The sequence below is a fragment of the Micromonospora sp. NPDC003241 genome, from assembly GCF_053589795.1.
The window spans coordinates 1-24,054 of record NZ_JBSFSO010000036.1 but is presented as its reverse complement, the minus strand read 5'-3'; the positions used below and the strand labels follow the sequence as shown (position 1 = coordinate 24,054).

General features: G+C 71.5%; 19 protein-coding genes. 6 read left to right on the top strand and 13 right to left on the bottom strand.

The genetic code is table 11. The features are described from left to right. Window positions 1–9 precede the first annotated feature (9 nt). The 3 genes from ACWDVW_RS24070 to ACWDVW_RS24060 are packed head-to-tail and all read right to left on the bottom strand — an operon-like array spanning window position 10 to window position 3,309. Window positions 10–1,527, bottom strand: coding sequence for a multicopper oxidase family protein (locus ACWDVW_RS24070; RefSeq protein WP_449952790.1), 1,518 nt, complete (start codon window positions 1,525–1,527; stop codon window positions 10–12). Then, window positions 1,524–2,114 (bottom strand): hypothetical protein, encoded by a 591-nt coding sequence (locus ACWDVW_RS24065; protein ID WP_449952788.1) that lies wholly within the window; start codon window positions 2,112–2,114, stop codon window positions 1,524–1,526. Before ACWDVW_RS24065 ends, ACWDVW_RS24070 begins: the two co-directional genes overlap by 4 nt. Continuing rightward, on the bottom strand, window positions 2,107–3,309 hold the full coding sequence (locus tag ACWDVW_RS24060; RefSeq protein WP_449952785.1) for an FAD-dependent monooxygenase: 1,203 nt from the start codon (window positions 3,307–3,309) through the stop codon (window positions 2,107–2,109). The genes ACWDVW_RS24065 and ACWDVW_RS24060 overlap by 8 nt, the downstream gene beginning before the upstream one ends. A gap of 63 nt (window positions 3,310–3,372) precedes the next feature. On the opposite strand from ACWDVW_RS24060, the gene ACWDVW_RS24055 reads away from it, so the two are divergent. Beyond that, window positions 3,373–3,858 carry a MarR family transcriptional regulator gene (locus ACWDVW_RS24055; RefSeq protein WP_449952782.1) on the top strand — a complete coding sequence of 162 codons (486 nt, stop codon included), beginning with the start codon at window positions 3,373–3,375 and terminating at the stop codon, window positions 3,856–3,858. Between the two features lie 47 nt (window positions 3,859–3,905). On the opposite strand, the gene ACWDVW_RS24050 is transcribed toward ACWDVW_RS24055, so the two are convergent. Then, entirely contained in the window at window positions 3,906–4,733 is an 828-nt protein-coding gene (locus tag ACWDVW_RS24050) for an HD domain-containing protein (RefSeq protein ID WP_449952780.1), read from the bottom strand. A 272-nt stretch (window positions 4,734–5,005) separates the two neighbouring features. Between ACWDVW_RS24050 and ACWDVW_RS24045 the strand changes: the two genes are divergently transcribed. Together ACWDVW_RS24045 and ACWDVW_RS24040 are read left to right on the top strand one after the other, a co-directional pair. Then, window positions 5,006–5,959, top strand: a complete 954-nt coding sequence (locus tag ACWDVW_RS24045; RefSeq protein WP_449952775.1) for a DUF559 domain-containing protein — start codon at window positions 5,006–5,008, stop codon at window positions 5,957–5,959. 127 nt (window positions 5,960–6,086) lie between these two features. Further along, window positions 6,087–7,091: a hypothetical protein gene (locus ACWDVW_RS24040; RefSeq protein ID WP_449952772.1), complete on the top strand. Its 1,005-nt coding sequence runs from the start codon at window positions 6,087–6,089 to the stop codon at window positions 7,089–7,091. Window positions 7,092–7,103: 12 nt separating this feature from the next. On the opposite strand, the gene ACWDVW_RS24035 is transcribed toward ACWDVW_RS24040, so the two are convergent. The 9 genes from ACWDVW_RS24035 to ACWDVW_RS23995 all read right to left on the bottom strand — a co-directional run bounded on the left by ACWDVW_RS24035 (window position 7,104) and on the right by ACWDVW_RS23995 (window position 21,112). Next, on the bottom strand, window positions 7,104–7,961 hold the full coding sequence (locus ACWDVW_RS24035) for a hypothetical protein (protein WP_449952769.1): 858 nt from the start codon (window positions 7,959–7,961) through the stop codon (window positions 7,104–7,106). 108 nt (window positions 7,962–8,069) lie between these two features. Beyond that, window positions 8,070–10,934, bottom strand: a complete 2,865-nt coding sequence (locus tag ACWDVW_RS24030; protein ID WP_449952767.1) for an AAA domain-containing protein — start codon at window positions 10,932–10,934, stop codon at window positions 8,070–8,072. Window positions 10,935–11,090: 156 nt separating this feature from the next. Next, window positions 11,091–12,653, bottom strand: coding sequence for a pectate lyase family protein (locus tag ACWDVW_RS24025; protein ID WP_449952764.1), 1,563 nt, complete (start codon window positions 12,651–12,653; stop codon window positions 11,091–11,093). Between the two features lie 76 nt (window positions 12,654–12,729). After that, a complete protein-coding gene (locus tag ACWDVW_RS24020; protein ID WP_449952761.1) occupies window positions 12,730–14,088 on the bottom strand; it encodes a pectate lyase family protein in 1,359 nt (452 codons plus the stop codon). A gap of 214 nt (window positions 14,089–14,302) precedes the next feature. Further along, complete coding sequence (locus ACWDVW_RS24015; protein WP_449952758.1) at window positions 14,303–15,466, bottom strand: Gfo/Idh/MocA family protein; 1,164 nt, start codon at window positions 15,464–15,466, stop codon at window positions 14,303–14,305. Between the two features lie 83 nt (window positions 15,467–15,549). Then, window positions 15,550–17,040, bottom strand: a complete 1,491-nt coding sequence (locus ACWDVW_RS24010; protein ID WP_449952755.1) for a mannitol dehydrogenase family protein — start codon at window positions 17,038–17,040, stop codon at window positions 15,550–15,552. After that, complete coding sequence (locus tag ACWDVW_RS24005; RefSeq protein ID WP_449952752.1) at window positions 17,031–18,332, bottom strand: enolase C-terminal domain-like protein; 1,302 nt, start codon at window positions 18,330–18,332, stop codon at window positions 17,031–17,033. The genes ACWDVW_RS24010 and ACWDVW_RS24005 overlap by 10 nt, the downstream gene beginning before the upstream one ends. Then, a complete protein-coding gene (uxaC, locus tag ACWDVW_RS24000) occupies window positions 18,329–19,759 on the bottom strand; it encodes a glucuronate isomerase (protein WP_449952749.1) in 1,431 nt (476 codons plus the stop codon). The genes ACWDVW_RS24005 and uxaC overlap by 4 nt, the downstream gene beginning before the upstream one ends. 24 nt (window positions 19,760–19,783) lie before the next feature. Next, window positions 19,784–21,112 (bottom strand): Gfo/Idh/MocA family protein, encoded by a 1,329-nt coding sequence (locus ACWDVW_RS23995; protein ID WP_449952746.1) that lies wholly within the window; start codon window positions 21,110–21,112, stop codon window positions 19,784–19,786. 236 nt (window positions 21,113–21,348) lie between these two features. Between ACWDVW_RS23995 and ACWDVW_RS23990 the strand changes: the two genes are divergently transcribed. The 3 genes from ACWDVW_RS23990 to ACWDVW_RS23980 all read left to right on the top strand — a co-directional run. Then, complete coding sequence (locus ACWDVW_RS23990; RefSeq protein WP_396750149.1) at window positions 21,349–22,479, top strand: LacI family DNA-binding transcriptional regulator; 1,131 nt, start codon at window positions 21,349–21,351, stop codon at window positions 22,477–22,479. A gap of 19 nt (window positions 22,480–22,498) precedes the next feature. Further along, window positions 22,499–23,842 (top strand): ABC transporter substrate-binding protein, encoded by a 1,344-nt coding sequence (locus ACWDVW_RS23985; protein WP_449952743.1) that lies wholly within the window; start codon window positions 22,499–22,501, stop codon window positions 23,840–23,842. A gap of 31 nt (window positions 23,843–23,873) precedes the next feature. Then, window positions 23,874–24,054: hypothetical protein (locus ACWDVW_RS23980; protein WP_449952740.1), on the top strand; the 181-nt coding region annotated here is incomplete at its 3' end.

The window sequence follows — 24,054 nt, the reverse complement described above, 5'->3', positions numbered from 1 at the left end:
GCGGCCGGGTCAGCCCCCGTGGTCGTGGTGGAGCGTGCCCGGTGCCTGACCGGGCTCGACGACCACGAACTGCCCCATCATTCCCTGGTCCTCGTGCCACAACAGGTGACAGTGGTACATGTACGGCACGGTCGGGTCCGCGTACTCGGTGAACCGCATGATCAGCCGGAACCGCACCTCCGGCGGGAGATAGATGGTGTCCTTCCACCCCGAGAGTTCCGGCGCGGGAGGACGGCCGTCCACGCTGAGCACCTGGAACTGCACGTCGTGCACGTGGAAGTTGTGCGGCTGGTGGTGGCCGTTCCAGACCTCCCAGACCTCGGTGGTGTCCACCGTGACCACGGTGTCGATCCGGTTCATGTCCATCGCCTGGCGGTTGATCAGGTTGTTGCGCAGCTCGAACTGCCGGGTCGCGACGGCCGAGGACGCGTCCAGCGCGTCGAGGCGCGCCAGCCCCGTCGGCAGCACCGCCGCCGGCGTCAGCCGGGTCGCCGCCCGCAGTAGCAGGACGTCCAACATGTCGGCCGCACCGACGCTGCGCTCCCGGCCCGTCGCCAGACCGAGCTGCTGCGGGTACGACCGCAGCGTCGTCGTCTCACCCGCCGCCATCGTGACGACGACCTCCACCCGTTCACCCGGAGTGAGCAGGACACGCGTCCTCTCGACGGGCGCGCGGAGCAGTCCGCCGTCGCTGGCGATCACGGCGAAGCCGCGACCGTCGGCGAACCCGAGCGAGTAGCTGCGCGCGGTCGAGGCGTTGAGCAGCCGCAACCGGGTGCGCTCGGCGGTGACGTCGAGCACCGGCCCGACCGTACCGTTGACCAGGATCGTGTCGCCGACCATGCCGTTGTCGCGCCGGGACGTCTCCAGGAGGCGACCCTTCGCGTCGAAGGTCTTGTCCTGAACGATGACCGGGATGTCGTCGACTCCGTACTCCCGGGGCAGGTCCAGCGCGGACTCCTCGTCGTCGTCCACGATGAACAGCCCACCCATGCCCCGGTAGACGTGCCGTTCGGTCTTCCCGTGCGGATGCGGGTGATACCACAGCGTCGCGGCCGGCTGGTCGACCCGCCACGACGGTGACCAGACACCACCGGGCGGCACCATCTGGTGCGGTCCACCGTCGGCGGCGGCGGGCAGGTGCATACCGTGCCAGTGCAGCGTGGTCGCCTCGTCGAGCCGGTTGGTGAAATCGATCCGCACCGTCTCGCCGCGCCGGGCCCGCAGCGTGGGACCGAGCAGTGGCCCGTTGATCCCCCAGGTCTCCGCGTCGCCGCCGGGCACCAGGGCGGTACGACCGGCCTGGGCGGTGAGGTCGAAGACGGTGACGCCGCCCTGCCGGGTCGGTCGGGCCAACTCGGGAATGCGCAGCGGGTTGCGGAAGTCGACCGTGCCGGAGGTGTCGATCGGCCCCCGTGGCTCGAAGATGTCGCAGCCGGTGACCGAGGCGATCGCGCCCGCACCGACCCCGAGCGCGCCGAGCCGCAACAGCGCGCGGCGGCTCATGCCGGGGGAGGGGCGGCTCACGACAGCGCCTTTCGCTCTGTCCGGCCGTCGGTGGTTCGGATCACGGTCGGTGGGTCGTGGGTGGGCCGGGTCGTGGCGTGCGGAACGTCGCCGGGGTGGGCGTTCGCGGGCCGGGCCTCGGTCGGCCGGGTCTCGGCGGGTCGGGCGTTCGTGGACACATCGGCGGTGAGGGCGGCGGCGCGTGCGGTGGGGCGCGGGCGTCGGAACAGGGTGATGCCGCAGAGCAGCAGCGAACCGAGGAGGATGCCGACGCCGAGTGGCACGTGGATCACCAGGATGTCGGCGTACCCCATGCCGAGCTGGAAGGTCTCGGCGGCGAAGAGCAGCAGCGCCAGCACGGGTGCCCAGAGGGTGCCGCCGCCCGGACGCCACCACAGCACACCCAGCGGGATCAACGCCATCGACAACGAGACGATGACGCCGCCGTTCGCGCCGTGCAGCAGCAGCGCCGTGCCGTCCCCGTCCAGGCTCCAACCGGCCAGGAAGGGTTGCAGGCAGGCCAGGGCGGCGTGCCCGACGACCCCGACGACGAGCAGCACCCGCACGATCCGGTTGAACACGGTCATGCGGGTCGAGGGCTCAGGCACGCGTCGCCCCCGGACCGTACGGGGAGTCCGGCCGCTGCGGGACGCGATAGGCGTACTGCTCGCGGGCGGCCTTGGCGCCCATCCGAAGGAAGAAGCCCAGGGTGAGGTCGCGGAAGAGGCTGCCGGCGGCGGAACTGGCCTTGCGGTCGCCGATCTGCCGGCCGAACCGCACGATCTTCTCGGCGCGGGTCTTGCGTTCGGCCACGAAGCCGGCGAAGGCGGTCTCCGGCCGATGCCCCTCGCCCAGGCGGCGGGCCAGCACCACCGCGTCCTCGATGGCCAGGCTCGCCCCCTGGCCGGTGGACGGGCTGACCGCGTGCGCGGCGTCACCGACCAGGCAGACGGTGCTCGTGTGCCAGGCAGGCAGGTCCGGCAGGTCGTAGAGCGGCCAGGCGCCGAGCGAGCGGTTCGCCGCGCCGAGCACGGCCCGGACCGGCGCCGGATCCTCGGCGTGCAGCTCCCGGATCCTCGTCATCCAGTCCTGGTGGTCGAGGTTGTCGAACTCGGTGCGCTCCGGCTCGTCGCGCCGGGGCACGTTGGTGAACCAGTAGGCGAGCGAGTCCCGCACCACGAAGCCGAAGAACGCCCGGTGGCCGAAGTACATCTGCTGGCGGCTGGTGTCGGGCAGGTCGACCGTCGTCCAGCCGCCGCAGTCCACGATGCCGGTGTACCTCGGTCGGGGCGCGTCAGGCCAGGTCAGCCGGCGTACCGTGGACCAGATCCCGTCGGCACCGATCACCGCGTCGACCTCGACGGCCTCGTCATCGGCGAAGACGGCGGTGACCCCGGCCGCGTGGTGGCGCAGGTCGACCAGGCGCGCGCCGAAACGGTAGCGGGCGCCGGCCGCCTGGGCGCGCCGGGTGAGTTCGGCGTGCAGCCGGGCCCGCCGGAGCACGACCCCCCGCGCACCGTACCGGTCGAGGTCGTGCTCCCCGGCCAGCTCCGCGATGCGCCGGCCCCGGGCGTTGTGCATGTCCAGCCCCGACACCTCGAAGCCCTCGGCGGCGCTGGGCACGTCGCCGAGCCCGATCGCCCGCAGCGCGTTCACCCCATTGGGCGCCAGCGTCAGGAACGCCCCGCCCAGCGCGTCCCGGCTGTGGCGAGCCTCCGCCACCAGTGGGTCGAACCCGGCCTGCCGCAGCGCGACGGCAAGCGTCGAACCGGCGATCCCCCCGCCGACGACAAGAATTCTCATGATCAAGCCCCCGTTAAAATGTTTCGTTCGACCGAACGAACGATTGGAAGTTAGCATGGTGCCATGAGCGGGTCAACGCAGGAAGAGCCGGCCCGAGCCGAGGCGCTGGGCGCGTTGGCCGACTCCGGCCGCCTGCTCAGCACGGCGATGGTGCTGTTCCACACGAACCTGTCCCGGCGGGTCGGCCTCGGCCCGACCGAGGAGAAGGTCCTCGAACTCGTCCAGCGGCACGGTCATCCGTCGGTGAGCGAGCTGGCCGAGCAGACCGGCCTGGCCAAGAACTCGATCAGCGACGTCCTCGACCGGCTGGAGAGCAAGGGCTTCGTCACCCGCGAACCCCACCCCCGCGACGGCCGCAAGGTCGCCATCGTCGCCACCGAGGAGGGCATCGCCCGGATCGGCCGCCTGTTCATCGGCATGATGACCCGACTCGGCGAACTGAACGCCGAGTACCGCACCGAGGAGCTGGCGCTGATCGCCGAGTACCAACGCCGCGCCGCCGAGATCCAGGCCGCCGAGGCCCGAAACTTGGCCGACGGCGCCACCTGACCGGCGTTGGTCGCCCGGGGTTGGTTGCCCGGGTTGGTTGTGCCCGGTCAGGCCGGGTGGGCAGGTTGGTCGAGGATGGCGCTGAAGCGCTCCTCGGCCAGGTCTAGCTGATCGAGGATGTGCCGCCGCACGGCAGGGGAGAGCGGAGTGTCCGTGCGGGTGACGAGATCACGGTAGACCGGCACCAGCGGCCGGTACTTCCGCGCCAACGACTCGACCTTCGGCCCGACCGAATGGATCACGCCCACACCGTTGTCCGTGAAGTCGGAGATCTTGATGACCCGCGCCCACGGCTCCCGCTCCAGGCAGGCGGCGACGTGCTCGTGGTACTGCTCGTTGCGGTCCCGCCCCGGATCCCACGGCGGATTCGTCACCGCCGCCACCAGCCGCGCCACCCGGGACCCGAACCGCTTCGCGAGCACCTCCAGTGCTGCGCCGATCTGCTCGTCCGCGTCGGGTTTCCTCGGTCCTCCTGCCTCGGACGCACTCGGTTCTCCTGGCTCAGAACCGTTCGGTTCTTCGGAACCGTTCGGTTCTTCGGAACCGTTCGGTTCTTCGGACCCGGCCAGTTCGGCCGGGTGGTCCTCCACGGCGTCGTGGAGCAGCCCGGCGACGATCACGTCGACGTCGCGTACCTCGTAGTAGTGCATCATCCGGATGGCCACCCGGAGCAGGTGGTTGACGTACGGCTCGCGGGATCGTCGGTCGTCCCGGTGCAGCCGCGAGGCCAGTGCCAACGCCTCGTCGAGGCGCTGCTGATGATCCTCGTCGAAGACCTTGATCTCCAGCCGGAACCGCTCCCGCAGACCGGCCTCGCCGTGCATCTCGGTGATCGCGTGCATCGGCATGGTGACCAGATACGGTGGCAATTCCATCCGTCTCTTATAACCGATCGCCCCGGCCGGTAGGGGACCACCAGTCCGCCGACCCGCCCCGGCGCGCCGCCGCTGCCTTCTTATCGTGGCAGTGTGGCTGTTCGACACGCCGCTGCGGGAACAGCCACACTGCCACGATAAGCCGAGGCCCATTCCCGGCCGCCATAGCAGATGGAGGGCCGGGGGTGGGGGTTGTCCACAGGGGGGCATCCGTCCACAGGTACCGGGGGGCGTGGCTGCGTGAGCTGGGGGCTGGGTGGCACGGTCGGGGCGTGGACGTGGTGCTGGCGGAACTGGTGGAGCGCGGGCGCGGCCTGGTGACCCGGTCCGTCGCCGAGCAGGTCGTGCCGGAGTGGATCCTGCAACGGGCGTGCACCAACGGTGAGCTGGTGCGGGTACTGCCCGAGGTGTTCGCGGCAACGCACCTGCTCGACGAGCAGGGCAGGCGGGCGTACACCTCGCCGCTCGGCCGGATCGGCCCGGACCTCGGCCGCCGAGCGGTCGCTGCCTGGATACGCGAACGTGGCGCGCTCAGCCACCTCACCGCCCTCGACGTCTGGGGGTTGCGTGCACAACTGCCCGGGGACCTGCTGCACGTGAGCACGCCAGCCTCCAGCGGCCTACGAAACTGGCCCGGAGTCCAGGTCCACCGACGACGCCACTTCACCGTCGTCCCACCGTCGGTGCTGGTACGACGGGGACTGCTGGTGACCACCGTCGAGCGTGCCCTCGTCGACTCCTGGCCGATGCTCTCCCCGGGCGAGCAACGGACGCCGATGATCAGGGCGGTCAACGAACGGCTGACCACGCCAGGGCGGTTGCGAGGGACACTCGACGACACGACGCGGGTGCCGGGTCGAGCAGTGCTCGAAACGCTGCTCGCCCGCCTGGCCGATGGCTGCCGCAGTCCGCTGGAGATCTGGGGACACGAGCGGGTCTTCACCGGCCCGGGAATGCCGGCGTTCCAGCGGCAGGTGCGCGTCCGGCTCGGTCGGCGCAACGTCTACCTCGACCTTTACGCCGAACCGGAACGCGTCAACATCGAACTCGACGGCGCCACCACCCACGGTGACCCACGACAGCGCGAGGTCGACCTGCGTCGCGACGCCCAACTGGCAGCTCTCGGCATCCTGGTCGTCCGCTTCGCCCGTCGTCGGCTCGTATTCGAGCCGGAGGCCGTACGCCGAGAAACCCTCGCCATCCTGGCCAGCCGCCGACTTCGGTGAATCCCGGATCGACGCACCTTCGAACTTCTGGCCCCCGCGCCGCACGCCTGAGTTGTCCTATGCTCGTACGGACCCTCCGGACCGGCGGACGAGGGGAGGTGGCGGCAGTTCGACTGTCGCGTACCAGATGGCCAAAGCTCGACGCTTCATGTTGCCGCTCGCCATCGCCGCTGTCGTCGGCGCCGCGGGCACGCTCGGTGTGTGGTTTCTGCGTGACGGCTCGCGATCGGAGAGCCGTACCGTGCGGCTGGTGTTCAGTTCCGTCGCCGCCGAGGTCTCCGTGCAGGGCAAGCAGGAGGACCGCTGCGTGAAGACGGCGGCGCTGGGCGAGTGCCTGCCCGTCGTCCGGGTCACACAGGAGCCGGACGAGCCGCTGCGGGCGATATCGCTGACCGGGGTGATCTCGAGCGGCGTGGTCCTGTTGTACTGGGGTTGCCGCGAGGGGGCCGGAGTCGAGGTCTGCACACCATTGGAGCAGGGGCCGGACGACGTGGTGTGCGTGACCACGTCCAGCCTGGAGGATACGACCGGGAAAGCAGCATGCGCCGAGTTGAGTACGTCGACCGCCAGGGCAGCTGAGCGTACCGCGATGGTCACGTTCGTGCCGGTGGATGCCGACGGCGCGGCTGCTGACGGCTTTCACGTCACCGAGGCCGGCGAGAGGCACCAGCTGGACGATTGCTTTCCCGCGTACTCGGCCACCGCGCCGGACATCGTGTCCTGCTACCCCTTCGTGCTCGGTGCGCATGCCTGCTGGGTCGAGGCGAGCCGTGAGACGGTGCTCTGCGGACTGCCCGGTAGCAACGAACTGCGCCGACACACGGTGCGGGAGCCACCTGGCCGGATCGAGCCGCTCCCGGCCGGTCAGCGCCAACCACTGGTGATCGAGCTTCGGGACGGCACCAGGTGCACCATGCGGTGGGGTGGCCCGCACCCGCCGCTGCCCGAGGAGTTCACGGCGCGATATCACTGCGGGACCCATGGCCTCCTCGTGCAGAGGCTGCAGGAGCCGCTGTTCGTCGAGGCAGATCCGTTCTGGACGGTCCAGGTCATCCGGCCTCTCGACGTGCAGGGCAACGCCGAACCACTCCGGCAGGAGGTCGCGTTTCTGCACTACGCGGGCCGCCCGTAACAGCGGTGACGGCTAGTTCAGTTCGATGATCTTCGGATTCACGCCGAGATCGCTGCCGTACCTGGCGCCGTACTCCGGCACCTCGAGCCAGCCGATGGTGCGCAGTGCCTTCCCCGATCCCATGTCCACGACCATCGTCTCCCTGCGGCCGTCCTGGGTCACCTCGAGCACCAGTTCCCACTCGTAGAGCACTGGCCGACCAGTCGCGCCGATCACCTCGAAGACCAGTGGTTCCCCCTCGGCGGCGAAACGGTTCTCCACGTCGGTGAAGTTCCGGTCGGTTGGCTTGCCTCTCTTGTCGACGGTGACAGCATTCCGGTCGGCCGAGTCCAGGTCGATGTAGACCACGTCGACGGGCCCGCCGCCCTGTGGTGGAATCGTCAGCAACGTGCCGTTCGGCGCGGGCTGCTCCGCGCGTATGACGGCCCGCATCGAGTCGATGTGCACTGGTTGCTTCCGGTTGCCGGTCAACGTGATCCGGTAGCGCGACACGGAGACGCACTCGGGGCTGCAGCTCTCGCCGACCCGCATGCCACCCAGCTTGGTGAGGCCCTGGCTGGTCCAGGTGAGCCGCTGCTCGAGATCAGGAGTCGGCTGCCCCACAGGTCGCTCGTAGTAGAACGAGAACGCCTGGATCGGCAGCTTCTCCGGGAACACCCACCTCGTACCGTCATCGGCCTCGTGGTATGCCTCCCGGACATTGACGTGGAACGGTGCCTCGCCCAGCACCAACGGGTCGGTCGCGTCATCCTCGCGTTGCTTGAACAACGGCGTGAACGCGTACGTCAGGAACACGCCGGTCAGCGCCAGGAACAGGCCGAGTGCCAGAGCGGTGATGGTCTGCCGCCGAGAGGAGAACTCGTTGCTCACGCTGATGCCCCTCGCTCCGAGGATTTCCAGCTACATCAATACCACCCGCCGGGCGCCGAAGGGGTGACGGAAATCGGTCTACGGTCGCTCCGTCGTACGGGATTCGCGCTATCGAACCTTCGTGATTCGGGCGGTGAGGTCGAGGGCGGCGCGGATCGGGTCGTCGGACCAGCGGCTGGCGAACACGTCGTGCAGGCGCCACCCGGCACGGGCCAGGGTGCGGTGCCGCTCCACGTGGGCGGCCACTCCGTCCGGGTGCACACCGCAGATTACCCCGACCGCGTCCGCGTCGGCGCCGACGCAGAGGTCGATCCGCCAGCGGCCGACCGGGTAGCCGGGCCGTACCGGCACGCCGATCCGGTCGAGTTCGTCGGCGAGGGCGCGGGCCCACGGCTCGGACGCGGATGCGTCGGCAATGGTGGACGCCGGCGGCTGGGCGGCGTACCGGAGGTAGTCGGCGACGATGCCGTCGGGGGAGCACAGCGAGGTGACCACCGTGAGCTGCTTCCGGGCCCGGGTGACCATGACGTTGAACAGGTTCGGGTCGGCCAGGAAGCGGTGCCGGCCCGGCGGGTCGTCGTCGACCAGGCCCAGCGAGACGATCACCACGTCGGCCTCGCTGCCCTGGAAGGCGTGCACCGTCCCGGAGCGCAGGCCGAGCCGTTCGATCTCGTCGACGTCGTACGCCGAGAGCAACGCCGCCTCCACCGCGTCGGCCTGCGCGCGGAACGGGCTGATCACCGCGATGCCGCCGCCGGGTGGCTGGGTGGCGAGCTTCCCGACCAGATCGAGTACGGCGTCCACCTCGGCCCGGTTGACGCCGTCCACCACAGCGGCGTCGGCGGTGGTCAGCACGTCGATGGCGTCGGTGCGCTCGGTGCGGGGGTGCCGGGTGACCAGCTTGAGCCGGTCGGCATAGAACCGCCGCGCGGAGAAGCCGATCAGGTGCGGCGTGGACCGGTAGTGCTCGCCGAGCCAGGTGACCGGTGCGGCACCGGCCGCCAGGTCGAAGGCGCTGGACCGGCGTACGTCCAACCGGTCGGCGAAGCGGTCCAGCCCGTGCCGGTGCAGGGTGGCGGTCACGTCCTCGTCGGAGACGAAGGAGACGAACCGCAACTGGCGCGGGTCACCGGCGACCAGGGCGTGTCGGGCCCGGGCCAGCACCGGGGCGGCCCGCAACTGGTCGACGTGCGCCGCCTCGTCCAGCACGATGAGATCGAACATGCCGGACACCGGGGGCAGCAGATCCTCCACGTCGGCCACCGTGCCGACCCAGAGTGGCAGGGCCCGGACCAGTGCCTCGGCGTCCAGCCCGGCGAGCATCTCGCGGCGACGGTTGCGACCGGCCCGCAGCGCGGTGCCGAGAGCACCGGCGGCTCGACGGGCGTCGCCGGTCCACCGTCGCGCGCTGGTGACCTGGTGTCGCAGCGCGGTGCCGACCGCCTCGGCGAGCGCGGCGTCCGCCTCGGCCAGCACCGACCAGGCGGCCGACAGGTCGGTGCCGCCCTCCGCCGGCAGTCGCGCCGCCGCCCGTACCGCCTCGGCGGCCTCCACCGCTGCCCGCAGCCGTTCGGCGGGTAGCTCGGGACCGGCGCCGGTCAGCCGCTGGAGCCGCCGGGCGGCCCGGGCCCGACGCAGCCGGGACCACCAGCCGGTACCCGCCCGGTCCGTGTCGGCCAGGGCCCTCCGGATCGCGGCGAGGTCGGCGTCCGGCGTGAAGACCCCCGGAGCGTCGTGGCCCAGCGCCGGCAGCAGCGGCTGCCAGCCGGGCAGGGTGGCGGCGAGCCGTTCCTGCTCCAACGCCGCGCTGATGCCGGACCGGACGGCGCTCACCCGGTCCCGGGCGGCGGCCACGGCGGCGTCGTCGTCCCGCAACTGGGCGTCGTCCACTCCGACCGCGATGCCACCGGCGAGGTCGGCGGCGACGGTCTCCCGTCGCTCGGCGTCGCCGAAGAGGACCGGGGGCGGGCCGGGATGCCGCCGCAGCAGCTCGCCGAGCACCTCTGCGGCGTGCGCGGACTGCGTCGCCACCAGCACCGACCCGCCCCGGCCCACGGTGTCCAGGGCAGCGGCGACCAGGGCGTGACTCTTGCCGTTGCCGGGCGCGCCGGAGACCACCACCACCGCCTCGGTCCGGGTCCGCCGGACCACGTCCCGCTGCGCCTCGTTCAGCGCCAGCGGCGACAGTACGTCGTCCCCGTCCGCCCCACCGCCGGTGCGCTCGTCGGTCCTGCCGCTGCCGCTGCGGATGCCGCCGTCGCTGCTGATGCCGCCGCCGCTGCTGCTCTCGGTGCCGGTGCCGTCCGGCGTGCCATCGGGCGTTCCGGCCGGGCCGAGGTAGATCCGGGTCAGGGCCGTCTCGGCCAGTCCGGGGCGGCCCGCCCAGTTCAGTAGGGTGTCCCGTAGTCGGCCGGCGAACACGTCCCGGGTGACGAACAGCGCCGCTGCGGCCACCCCGGTCAGGGTCGTCTCGTCGAGGCGACGCGGTGGCCTCGGCACGACCCGGTCGACCGTCAGGCCGGCGGCTTGGGCCGCCGTGGTCACCCAGGCGGCGGTGCCGGGCGTGGTCAACCAGCCGGGACCGGCGAGCCCCGGCGCGGCCTCCAGTCGGGCGGCGAGGTCCCGATCCTCGATCAGCGAGGTCAGTTCGAGGTCACCGGCGGGAAGCACCCGGTAGGCGCGCCGCCCGCGTTCCAGGCGTACCGGTTGGGCCAGCAGCGGCAGCCGGACCCGACGCCGTGTCCCCGCCACGTCGACGCCGCCGACCAGGAACGCCAGGCCCAGCCGCAGGATCCGCTCGTCGCGGTGCAGTGCGTCCAGCGCCGCCAGCCGGTCCAGTCGGGCGGTACGCGGACCCCGGTGCGGCTCGGGCAACCAGATCAGCGGACGCCCGGTCCCGGACACGTCGAACACCCGCTCCGCACCGGCCGGAGCCAGGTCGGCGAGAGCGGTGAGGATCGTCGCCGCGCGCATCGCCCGCCGATTCTGCCGTACGCCGTCCCGCCCGGCCGCCCGCGTGCCCCGATCTGCGGCAACTCGACGGTCGCGCCGACGCGCACCACCGATCGGCGACGCACACGGCGGTGGGCGGGAGCCGTCGACGGCTCCCGCCCACCTGGCGGTCGGTTGTCAGGCGTACGTCTCGAACTCGGCGACCCTCGGGGTACCGCTGGAACTGGTGATCTCGAAGGTGACCTTGCTGAGCGAGGTCGAGGCGAAGCTGATCACACCGGCGGTGGTGCCGGAGGCGAGTACCGCCCCGTTGCCGTGGTTGATCAGACGCCAGCCCCGGATGTTGCCCACGGAGCCGGACGCCTCACGGATGTTCACCCGGGAGATCGTCTTGGCGGAGTCCCACTTGATCGAGATGGAACCCGTCGCGCCCGACGGCGACCAGGCGGTGCTCATGTTGCCGTCCCGGACGTCGCCGTAGCTGGTGCCGCTGGCCTTGCTGGAACCGTCGGAGCCGGCACCGATGCTCAGGTTGGTGCCGCTCGGCGGGTTCGTCGGCCCGGGGGTGGGGCTGTTGGTCGGTCCCGGGGTGGGGGTGGTCGGTCCGGGGGTCGGGCCGGTCGTCGGGTTCGTCGGCGTGCAGTTGCCGTTCGACGTCCGGATGCCCTTGTTGGCGCCGGCCGTGTCCCGGACGATGTTCGGCACGCAGCTCGCCGCATCCATCCGGTACGAGTAGGGGATGCTGACGCTGGTGTTGGACGTCGGGTTGGGGCCGGCGGGGTTGTTGTCGCCGCTGCGGGCCGACCAGGTGACGTTGTCGAAGGTGTTGCCGCTGACCTGCCAGTAGCCGGCCTCGCTGGTGTAGAACGTGCCGAGCACGTCCTTGGCGTTCTGGAAGTAGTTGTTCTCCACCTTGGCCTGGCCGCCGGCCCGTGAGTTGATGCCGGACTCGTTGATCCGCAGGTAGTGGTTGTTGTAGATGTGGGCCTGCCCGCCGCGCAGCAGGGGCACCCGCGAGTCGATGTTCTCGTACAGGTTGTTGTGGTACGTGACGAAGCCGTTCGAGCGGTCGCTCTCGCTGGAGCCGATCAGGCCGCCACGACCCGAGTTGCGCAGGATGCTGTACGACAGCGTCACGTACTGGGTGTCGTTCTTCATGTCGAAGAGGCCGTCGAAGCCCTCCGACTCGCCGCCGGACGCCTCCAGGGTGACGTGGTCGACCCAGACGTTGCGGACGCCGCTCTCCATGCCGATCGCGTCACCGCCGTTGGAGGTGGGCGAGCCGGACTTCTTGACGTTCCGCACCGTCACGTTCTGGATGATGATGTTGCGGGCCTCGCGGATGTGGATGCCGAGTTGGTCGAAGACGGCACCGTTGCCCACCCCGAGGATGGTGACGTTGCTGATCTGCTTGAGCTCGATCACGTCGGCGGCGGTGTTGCAGCTCGACCCGGACACCTTGGTGGTGTTGCCGTGGTTGATGGTCCCCTCCACCTGGATGGTGATCGGGGTGCTGCTGCTGGCCCGGTTGCACAGGGCCGCGTGGATCTGGGTGCCGGTGGTGGCGCGTACCGTCTGACCGCCCGCGCCGCCGGTGGTGCCCCCGTTGCGGGTGGCGAAGCCGGTGGCGCTGCCGACGGCGGCCGATGCCTGGGGGGTCACCAGGGTCACGCAGACCGCGGCGCCCACGGCCGTCGCGGACAGCCCCGCGAGGAGTCGCAGTGCGACTGTTCGTCTCATTCCTTGCCTACCTTCCGTGCTATCGGTGGTGGTACTGCTACAGCCGGGTGTGGTCGCCGGGTCGCCTGAGGGACGGTCAGAGCGGCAGGCGGTCGGCACCGGCGAGCGGGCCGACGACGAGGGGCACCAGCGGTGCCGGGAGGACCGGACCGTGCCGCAGCGTCGGCGTCCAGCCGGCGTCGGGCGACAGGTCGGGGTCGTGTGCGGCGTTGTACGCGGCCACCAGGTCCACCGGGCGGGGTAGCTTGCCGGCCGCCTTCACCCAGTTGCCCCGGGTGGTGATCGCGGTGCCGCTCCAGTCGTAGAGCAGGTCGGCGGCGGTGATGCCGGCGCCGAGGGTGAAGTGGTTGTTCTCCGCGTACACGGCGGACTGCACGCCGACTCCGATGGCGTACTCGAAACCGTCGCCGGCCAGCCGGTACTGGTTGTTGTAGAGGTCGACCTGCCCGAAGCGGACCCGGGGCAGCCGCTGGAGACCCTCGTCGAACAGGTTGTGGTGCAGGGTGACGTTGAGCCGGCCGACGTCCGGGCCGACGGTGTTGGACGAGCCGATCAGCATCAGCTTGTCCCGCCCGTCGAACCGGTTCCAGGAGGCGGTGACCAGGCTGGCCGTGTGGGTGATGTCCAGCGCGCCGTCGTGCACCTGGTACGGCCGTCCGAAGTGGATCGGCTGGTTGCTGTCGGGGTTGTCGCCGTCGGTGAACGTGTTGTGGTCGATCCAGACGTTCTCGCTGCGGCGGACCGAGACCAGGTCGTACTGGGAGTTCCAGTTGCCCGTCTCGCCGTCGGTGGGTGACCAGGCGGGGAAGCAGTCCCGGGCGTCGTCGAAGGTGATGTTGCGGACGATGACGTTGGGCGCCCGGTCGATCATCAGGGTGAGGCCGGTCAGTCGCGCCCCGCGCAGCCCGACGATGGTGGTGTTCGGGCCGACGTTGATCTGGGTCTGCCGGGTCTGGTTGGTCACCGACCGGACCCGGGCCTCCTCCACCGGCCCGCTCGGCGCGACCCGACCCCACACCGCCGGGTCGTACGCGGCCAGGTACGCCTCCAGCGAGTACCCGGGGTCGGCCAGGTCGGTGCAGTCGAGCAGCCGTCCGACGGCGTCCTCGAACCCGTCGATCTCGCCCTTGACGTAAATGATCTTCGGGGTGGTGTTGGTCGCGTTGGTGGCGTTGTTCCCGCCGAGCGCGGCGACCAGGCCCTGGCGACTGTCGACCACGTGGACCTGGTCGGCGGTGGCGGTGGAGCCACCGGTGGTGCCCGGCCCGGCCGCCGCCCAGCCGTCGTTCGTCGGCAGTGCCTGCCGGCCGATCTGCCGGGCCAGTGCGGACAGGGTGTCCGCGCCGCCCGTCGGGCCGGGGTGTGCCGCCGCCGGGGTGGGCGCGGCGGTCAGGGTGAGAATGATCAATGCCGCACCGGCGGCAATTCTGCGCATCAGCTCGTCCCGTTCCCTCGTCGTTGTTTCTCTATGTGACGAAGGTTACGGTTGTGTTTTTATTGGGGTCAATATTAATGATGTGCAGTTTTGTTGCAGAAAATGCTTTCGGCCGACATCGTCCCGACCTGTCCCGGTCGGGAAACCGCTGGTCATCGCGGGGTGCTTGGTCCTGATCGGACCGGCGATGTTGCAGTGGCGTTGCGGTGTCCTCCTATTTTGCTCCGGTCGGATCGGTCCGCCATGGGGCGGCCGCCCACGGCACACCCAGCTCGGTCGGCAACGCGCCGCTCTCGGCGGCCCGACGCAGCACGTCGTTGACGCCCGGAACGACTCGCACCCGCTGCGGCCCATCACCGACCGTCTCCACCCAGCCGCCGCCGAGCAACGTCGGCTCGGGCGCCGCCTGGAGCGCGGTCAGCACCGCGGTGAACGGGGCGGTCCGGGCCAGCGGCGCGATCAACGGCACCAGGGGATCGGTCCGGTGGTCGAGCAGGTTCTCCAACAGGCCCCGCCGGCCCGGCACCTCGCGTGCCTGCGCCTCGCCGGGCAGCAGCAGGCGGTCGGTCGGGTATTCCAGCACGGCCCGTCCGGCGTCCCCGGTCACGATCACCTCGCCGGGTACGAAGTCCTCCCCGGCCAGTGTCACCGCGGCCACGATCGGCGGGCCGTGCCGCAGGCGTACCCGCAGCACGGCGGTGTCGTCGACCTCGATCGGCCGGACCCGGTAACGCTCGACCTCGATGGCGACGGGCTCCACCGGCCCACCGGTGACCGCCTCGGCCACCGCCAGGCACTGCATCACCGCGTGCGCCAGCGGGTTGGCCAGCGCGCCGTCGAGCACCGGTCGTCCGTCCAGCGTCCGTCGACCGGCCCACGGGGAGCGGGCGTAGTACGCGTCCGGACGCTGCCAGGCGGCGACGGTGGCGATGCCGGTGACCGTACCCACTCGGCCGGCGCTCACCGCGTCGGTCAGCGCGGTCAGTGCGGCCGACCCGAGCGCCTGGAAGCCGACCTGCGCCACCCGGCCGGTGCTGGCCAGCGCACCGGCCAACTCCTCGTGCTCGGCGGTGCAGAGCACCGGCGGCTTCTCCAGCAGCAGGTCGGCCCCGGCGGCCAGCGCGTCCCGGGCGATCGGCAGGTGGGTGTGCGGCGGAGTACAGATCACCACCACGTCCGGAGTGACGGCGGAGAGCATGGCGCGGTGGTCGGTGAAGACCCGGGCGTCGGAGGGTACCGGCGCGGCCGGCTCGTCCTCCAACGGCCGGGTGTCCACCAGCGCGACCAGCCGCAGCCGTCCGGCCTCGTGCAGCGGGCCGAGCACCCGCCGGTGCCAGCGCCCGTGCCCGTTCGCCCCGATCAGCGCGACCCGTGGCACGGCTGTCGTCGCGGCGGGTGCCGGGGTGTTAGCAGGGGACCCCTGCTCTACCGCAGGCGTTAAGAAGGTGCCCTTCCTTTCACTCATGCGGCGCCGGCCAGGGTGGCGGGGACGCCGTGCCGGTGCAGGTCGGTCAGCCAGGCGGTGACGTCGGCGCGGACCTGCGCGTCGGCGGCCACCTCGGGCGGGACGACCTCGTCGAGGGCGAGGACCGCGTCGACGGCGCCGGCCGGGGTCTGCGGCGCGGCGGCCAGGGCGGTACGGATCCGTTCCGCCAGCGGGTCGTCCAGCGGCAGCGTGCGCCCGTCGTCGGCGGTGCCCTGGGCGAACCGGATCCAGGCGGCCACGACCAGCGCCGCCCACCGGGCGGACCGGCCGGAGGCGCGCAGGTCGGCGATGGTGTGCAGGATCCGCTGCGGCAGCTTCTGCGACCCGTCCATCGCCACCTGGAGGGTGCGGTGCCGGATCGCCGGGTTGCCGAAGCGGGCCAGCACCTGCTCGCCGTAGTCGACCACGTCGACGCCGTCGGGCGGGGTGAAGCTGGCCGCCACGTCCTCGGCGATCAGCCGACGCAGCACCGTGGCCAGGTGCGGCAGGGCGAGCGCGTCGGCGATCGTCTCGCACCCGGCGAGCGCACCGAGGTACGCGGCGGCCGAGTGCACCCCGTTGAGCCCGCGCAGCTTCAGCCGCTCCCACGGGCCGGCGTCGTCGCAGAGCACCGCACCGGCGCGGTCCCAGGCCGGCCGTCCGCCGGGGAAGTCGTCCTCGATCACCCACTGGGTGTACGGCTCGGCCGCCACCGCCGCCAGGTCCTCGACGCCGAGTGCCCGGCGGGCCGCCTCCAGGGTCTGCGCGGTGCTGGCCGGCACGATCCGGTCGACCATGGTGCCGGGGAAGCCGACCTGGTCCTGGACCCAGTCCAGCGCGGTCTGCCCGGCGCCCGCGTACACCAGGGCCTGGGTGACCAGGCCGCGCAGCCGGCGACCGTTGGCGGGCAGGTTGTCACAGCTGACCAGCGCGATCGGTCCGGCGTCGGCGGCGGCCCGGGCCAGCAGGCCGCGCACCAGCAGCCCCGGCACGGTGGCCGGTGGCCGGTCGCTGGTCAGGTCGGCGACCAGCTCGGGATCGGGGCGCAGCGTTCCGGCCGCCGGGTCCAGTTGGTACGCCTTCTCGGTCACCGTCAGCGTCACCACCCGGATCGCCGGGTCGGCCAGCAACGCCACGATCGCGCCCGGGTCGGCGGCGGCCAGCCGGACGTCGGCCAGCGCCCCGATCACCCGGGTGTGCTCGTCGGCGGCGGAGAGCGTACTCACGCTGAACAGGTTGTCCTGCGCGGTCAGCGTCCGCACCAGGTCGGCGTTGCGCGGCGCGACACCGACGATGCCCCAGTCGCCGCCGGCCGCCGCGAGCGCCTGCTCGGTGTAGACGGCCTGGTGGGCGCGGTGGAACGCGCCGAGCCCGAGGTGCACCACGCCGGCCGGCACGGTGCCCGGGCGGACCAGCGGACGGGACTGCGCCGGCAGCCGGCGCAGGGCCCCCAGGTCCAGCCGGGACGCGCCCACGGTCACCGCCACGTCGGGCCGTCCGGGAAACGGAAGGTGGCGATCGACTCCGGACGCATGGTGGCGCTGTAGCCCGGCTCGGTCGGCAGCAGGTATCGCCCGTCGCGGGTGCGTACCGGGTCGACGAAGTGTTCGTGCAGGTGGTCGACGTACTCCACCATCCGGCCCTCCAGGCTGGTGCCCACCCGCAGGTAGTCGAAGATCGCCAGGTGCTGGACGTACTCGCAGAGTCCGACGCCGCCCGCGTGCGGGCAGATGGGGACGCCGAACTTGGCGGCCAGCAGGATCTCGGCGAGCACCTCGTTGACCCCGGCCACCCGGCAGGCGTCGATCTGCATCACGCCGATCGCCTCGGCCTGCAACAACTGCTTGAAGATGACCTTGTTGGCGGCCACCTCGCCGGTGGCGACCCGACACCGGCCGCCGGTCAGCTCGGTCACCGCGCGGGCGATGCGGGCGTGACCCAGGACGTCGTCGGCGTGCGTCGGCTCCTCGATCCAGTACGGGTCGACCTCGGCCAGCGCCGTCATGTTGGTGATCGCCTCGTCGACGTCCCACACCTGGTTGGCGTCCATCATCAGCAGCGCGTCCGGGCCGATCTCGGCCCGGATGATCCGGGCCCGCCGCAGGTCGTCCTCGGGCGGGCCGCCGACCTTCATCTTCATCGCCCGCCACCCCTGCGCGTACGCGTCCCGGGTCAGCGCCCGGACCTTGTCGTCGGGGTAGCCCAGCCAGCCCACCGAGGTGGTGTACGAGGGGAAGCCGTCCCGCTCCAGCAGGGCCAGCCGGTCGGCGAGCCCGTCGCGTCCCTTGTCCAGGATGGCGGCGGCGTCGTCCGGGGTGAGCGCGTCGGTGATGTGCCGGAAGTCGACGTTGGCCACCAGCTCCTCGGTGGACAGCTCGGCCAGGTAGCGCCACATCGGCTTGCCGGCGAGCTTGGCGCGCAGGTCCCACACCGCGTTGACCAGCGCGCCGGTGGCCATGTGGATGACCCCCTTCTCCGGGCCGAGCCAGCGCAACTGCACGTCGGCGACGAGCGAGCGCCAGAACGCCACCGGCTCGGCGGTGATCTCCTCCACCGTGCGTCCCCGCACGTGGTGGGCGAGGGCCTGCACGGCGGCGCAGGTGATCTCGTTGCCGCGTCCGTTGGTGAAGGTGAACCCGGCGCCGGTCGGCCCGTCGTCGGTGTGCAGCTCCACGTAGGTGGCCGAGTAGTCGCCCCGGTTGATCGCGTCGGAGCCGTCGCCGCTGGCGGCGGTCGGGAACCGCACGTCGTGCACGGTGACGTCGGTGATGGTGGTCATGATTGCTTCTCCCCGAATTTGAAGACCTGCTTCGGCAGCCGGTACGCCAGGTCGACGATGGTCTCGGCGGCCTCGTCCATGGGCAGTCGGCGCTCGGCGACCAGCCGGGCCAGGAAACCGGCGTCGACGCGGCGGGCCACGTCGTGGCGGACCGGGATGGAACAGAACGCGCGGGTGTCGTCGACGAACCCGGCGGTGTTGTAGAAGCCGGCGGTCTCGGTGACCGTCTCGCGGAACCGGCGCAGCACCTCGGGGGAGTCCAGGAACCACCAGGGCGCGCCGAGCACCAGGGCGGCGTACCCGCCGGCCAGCGGTGCCAGTTCCCGGGTGAAGGTGTCCTCGTCCAGCGTGTAGAGCACCACCCGCAGCCGGGGGTCGTTGCCGTACGCGTCCAGCAGCGGGGCCAGCGCGTGCACGAACTCGGTGGCCTGCGGGACGTCGCCGCCCACGTCGCGTCCGTGCCGGGCGTGCAGCCACCGGTTGTGGTTGCGCACCGCGCCCGGGTGCAACTGCATGACCAGCCCGTCGTCCAGCGACATCCGGGCGAACTCCAGCAGCATGTGGGCCTGGAACGCCTCGGTGTCGCCCGGCTCGGCCCGGCCCCGGCGGGCCCGGTCGAACAGCGCCGCCGCGTCCGCGCCGAGGTCCAGCGTGCGGGCGGTGAGGTGCCCGTGGTCCGACGAGGTGGCACCGGCGGCGATGAACGCCTCCCGGCGGGCGCGCAGCGCGGCCAGGTAGCCCTGGTACGTGCCGGTGTCCGCACCGGTGATCTCGCCGAGCCGGTCGACGTTGGCCGACCAGTCCTCGAACTCCAGGTCCACCACGTTGTCCGGCCGGAAGGTGGTGACCACCCGGCCGCCCGGGCCGCCCCACCCGTCGGCGGCGAGCTTGGCGTGCCGGCTCAGGTCGTCCAGGGGCGACTCGGTGGTGGCCAGCACCTCGATGTTGAACCGCTCGAACAGCGCCCGGGGGCGGAAGTCCGGCTCGGCCAGGCGGGCGGCGAGTGCGTCGTACACCTCGTCGGCGGTCTGCGGCGACAGCCGGGCGTCCAGGCCGAAGACCTCGGTGAGGGTCTGCTCCAGCCAGAGCCGGGACGGGGTGCCCCGGAACAGGTGCCAGTGCTCGGCGAAGCGCCGCCAGATCCGCCGCCCGTCGGTCTCCACCGGGCTGCCGTCGCGGGTCGGCACGCCCAGCTCGGCCGGGAGCACCCCCTGGCTGAACAGCATCCGGGTCAGGTAGTGGTCGGGCACGATGAGCAGCCGGGACGGGTCGGGGAACGGCTCGTCGTCGGCGAGCAGCCCCGGGTCGACGTGCCCGTGCGGCGAGATGACGGGCAGCCGCGCCACCAGCGCGTACAGCTCCCGGGCCAGGGCGCGTTGGCCGGGCTCGGCGGGTAACAGCAGGTCGGGACGGGTCGAGGTGGGCACGGGGTTCGGCTCCTGGGGTCGAGGTCAGTCGAGGGTGAGCAGGTCGGCGACCCGCACGGGGGCGCCGGTGTCGAAGGACCGGTTGGCGGCCAGGCCGGTGAGCAGGGCCAGCGCGCCGTCGCGGGCGCTCGCCGCGCGGTCCAACGGATCGGGTACGCCGCCGAACAGCACCTGGGTCATCCGGGCGTCCGCCCCGCCGTGGCCGTGCCGGGTGTACCCGTCGACCTCGATGCGCTGGGGCGGGGACCAGAACGGGCGCAGGGTCAACGTGGCCTGACCGCCCTCGGCGGCGGCCTCGGTGCCGTGCAGGGCGGCGCCCTTGAGCGCACCGGCGGCGGCCGGGCTGACGAACTCGCTCTCGGTGACCTCCAGCTCCAGCCGGCCCCGGCTGCCGTTGACCATCACCCGGTAGCCCTCCCACGGCGCGTACGCGGTGAGGTGGTAGGTCATCGTCGCGCCGCTGGAGTAGGTGGCCAGCACCGCCATGTCGTCCTCGATGGTCACGCCGGGGGCGAAGACGTTGCGGTCACGGTGGTAGCCGTCCTCGACTTCGGCGTCGAGGTACAGCTCGCGCAGCCGGGGGTGCTCGGCCAGGCGCAGCGCGAACGGGTCGTCGGCGGCGGCGGGGGCGGCGTGCGCCCGGTCGTAGTCGCGGGCGTAGCCGTGCCGGCGGCCGTCGTCGCCGTAGAAGAACAGCCGGCCGGCCGCGTACACCTGCACCGGAGTGGCGTCCAGCCACCAGTTGACCAGGTCGAAGTGGTGGCTGGCCTTGTGCACCATCAGCCCGCCGGAGCTGGCCTTGTCGCGGTGCCAGCGCCGGAAGTAGTCGGCGCCGTGGCGGACGTCGAGCAGCCACTCGAAGTGCACCGAGCCGATCTCGCCGACCGCGCCCTCGGCGAGCAGCCGCCGCATCTGTTCGTGCAACGGGTTGTAGCGGTAGTTGAACGCCACCGTCACCCGTCGGCCGGTGCGGCGTACCGCGTCGAGGATGCGTTGGCAGCGGGGCGCGTCGGTGGTCATCGGCTTCTCGGTGACCACGTCACAGCCGGCGTCCAGCGCGGCCACCACGTACTCGTCGTGGGTGACGTCGACCGAGGTCACCAGGACCACGTCGACCCGTTCCTTGGCCAGCATGGTGGTGAAGTCGTCGGCGTGGTAGGTCGGCAGCCGAGCGTGGCCCAGCTCGCCGAGCCACCGGTTGTGGGCGTCCATCCGGGCCTGGTTGACGTCGGCGAACGCGACCAGTTCGGCGGTGTCCGCGTGGTCGCGGACCAGGGCCCGGACGAACATCTCGGCGCGGGCGCCGGTGCCGACCACGGCGTACCGGGCGCGCTTGCCGGGTTGCGGTGACACAGACCGATCCTCCTCGATCTTTGTGCAAACCTTTGCAGTGAAGTAACCACGATCGATCGGCCAGAGTCAACGAGCGGCCGAGAATCGGCGTCTTTTGACCGCATTCGTGGGGCTTGGAGTGCATGGCAGGAGTCCGGCCGAAACAGAGCTGTAACCATGCGCCGTTGACAGTGGAGCAACCGTTTGCATTAATTGGCGGCACCGTGACCGCCGACACATCGATGAAGGGGGCCTGAGTGCCAGTCACCATCCGGGACGTCGCACGGGCCTCCGGCGTGCACATCTCCACCGTCTCCCGCACCTTCTCCGCACCACATCTGGTCAACCCGGAGACCCGGGTACGGGTGTTGGCCTGCGCCGAGGACCTGGGCTACCGGCCCAACCGCGCCGCCCGGGCCCTCATCACCGGCCGGACGCACAACATCGGCCTGATCATCGCCGACATCGCCAACCCGTTCTTCCCGCCGCTGATCAAGGCGGCGGAGAGCCAGGCCCGCCACCGCGACTACCACGTCTTCGTCGCCGACACGAACGAGGACGCCGCCGCGGAGGAGGAACTGGTGCACGCCCTGGCCAAGCAGGTCGACGGGGTGCTGCTGTGCAGCCCACGGATGAGCAACAGCCTGATCGAGCAGCTCAGCCGCGAGGTGCCGCTGGTCGTGGTCAACCGCCAACTGGCCGGTCTGCCCTGCGTCCTGATGGACGTCGGGCAGGGCGCGCGTACCGCCATCGAGCATCTCGCCGGCCTGGGCCACCGGCAGATCGCCCTGCTTGGGGGGCCGCGCGGCTCATGGACCAGCCGGGAGATCCGACGCGCCGCCAGCGCGGCGGCCCGGACCGCCGGCGCGGACCTGACCGTGCTCGGCCCCAACCCGCCCACCGAACACGGCGGCCTCGCCCAGGCGGAGCAGGTCCGCCGGGCCGGTGTCACCGCCGTGCTCGCCTACAACGACCTGATCGCGATCGGGCTCCTGGAGGGGCTCGACGCACTCGGGGTCGGGGTGCCGCAGGAGGTCAGTGTCGTCGGGGTCGACGACATCAGCCTGAGCCGGCTCACCCGCCCCAAGCTGACGACGGTGGCCACGCCGACCGCGGCCGCCGGCCGGACGGCCGTCGACATGTTGCTGCAACAGGACACCGATCTCCCGCGCACCGGGCGGGGCGGCGGTGCCGGGGCGACAGTCGGCGTCCGTCGTACCACCGCACAGGTAATGCTCCAGACCGAGTTGGTCATCCGCGACTCCACCGCGCCGGGACCATACGCCGGCCGGGAACGTCCCGGCGCCGCTGCCGTAGGCCCGGGCCCGCATCGCCGTGCGGACCCGGGCAACCCGATCGTGGCCGCCGGTGACGTCGTCGCCTCCTAACGCCAAGGAGTGAGCGCACATGCACCCCGCAACGCACCCCACCGCGAACGCGTCCGACGGGCGCACCTACCGTACCCCTCTGCTCCGCCGCCGGTTGCTGCGCGGCATGCTCGCCGCGGTCGTGGCCCTGCCGCTGGTCGGCGCGGCCGCCGCCTGCGGCGGTGACGACGCCGGCTCCGACGGCAAGGTCAAGCTCTCCATCTTCTGGTGGGGCGGCGAGGCCCGGGCCGATCTCACCAACCAGGCCCTCGACCTCTACACCAAGAAGAACCCGGACGTCACGTTCGAGAAGGTGTGGCAGGCCAACCAGGGCTACTTCGACAAGCTGGCCACGCTCACCGCCGGCGGCAACCCGCCGGACATCTTCCAGATCGACGACAACTTCCTCGCCGAGTACGCCGCCCGCAACGCCACCCTGGACCTGAAGAAGTACCAGGACTCCGGCGACCTGGACACCAGCAAGTTCCCGCCCAGCCTGCTCCAGTACGGCGAGGTCGACGGCAAGCTCGCCGGCCTGGCCGCCGGGGAGAACACCCAGGGCCTGGTCTACAACAAGACGCTGTTGACCAAGAACGGGCTGCCCGAGCCGACCACCGGGATGAGCTGGGAGGAGCACATCGCCTGGGCCGAAGAGGTCAGCAAGAAGGCCGGCGTCCCCGGCACCCAGGACCCCAGCGCCGACTACAAGGCGTTCTGGGTCTGGCTGCGCCAGCAGGGCAAGGACCTCTACTCCGGCAACGACCTGGGCTTCACCGCCGAGGACGTGACCAAGTGGTTCGAGCTGTGGAAGGGTGCCCGGGACCGGGGCGCCACCCCCACCGCCGACATCATCCACGAGGGCAACGCCACCGACATCACCAAGCAGCTCGTGGTGACCGGCAAGTCGGGCACCTCCTGGGTCTGGGTCAACCAGATGCCGGAGCTGAAGAAGAACACCGCCGACGAGCTGGGCGTCATCGCGTACCCGGGTGACCCGAGCGCGCAGTGGGCCCGCGCCTCGATGTACTGGTCGGTCTTCCGCGGCAGCAAGAACGCCGACGTCGCGGTGGACGTGATCAACTTCCTGGCCAACGACCCGGAGGTGGTCAAGCTGCTCGGCACCGACCGGGGTCTGCCGTCCAACATGGACCTGCGTCGGGTGGTCAGCGACGACACCACCGACCCGGCGATGAAGCAGTCCATCGAGGTCGAGAACAAGCTGGCCGAGACGTTCGGTGAGGCGCCGCAGGTGCCGATCAAGGGCCACAGCAAGCTCCGCGCCGAACTGACGAAGGCTGCCGAGAACGCCCAGTACGGGCGGGCCACCCCCGCCGAGGCCGCGGCGCAGTTCGTCGAGGCCAGCAAGGCAGCGATCGCATCCTGACCCGCCGCGCTACCCCGGAGAGGAGCAGTTCGTGGCTCTGACCACGGCGCCCGACCCGACCCGCCGCGGTAGCGGTTCCGTCCGGCCCGACGCCACCCGACCCGCCGGGGCGACCGTCCGGCGCAACGCGGCGGTCCGCGAACTGACCCTCACCCAACTGCACCAGGGGGTCACCGTCGAGCAGGTACGCGCCGAGACGGGGTGGGAGCTGC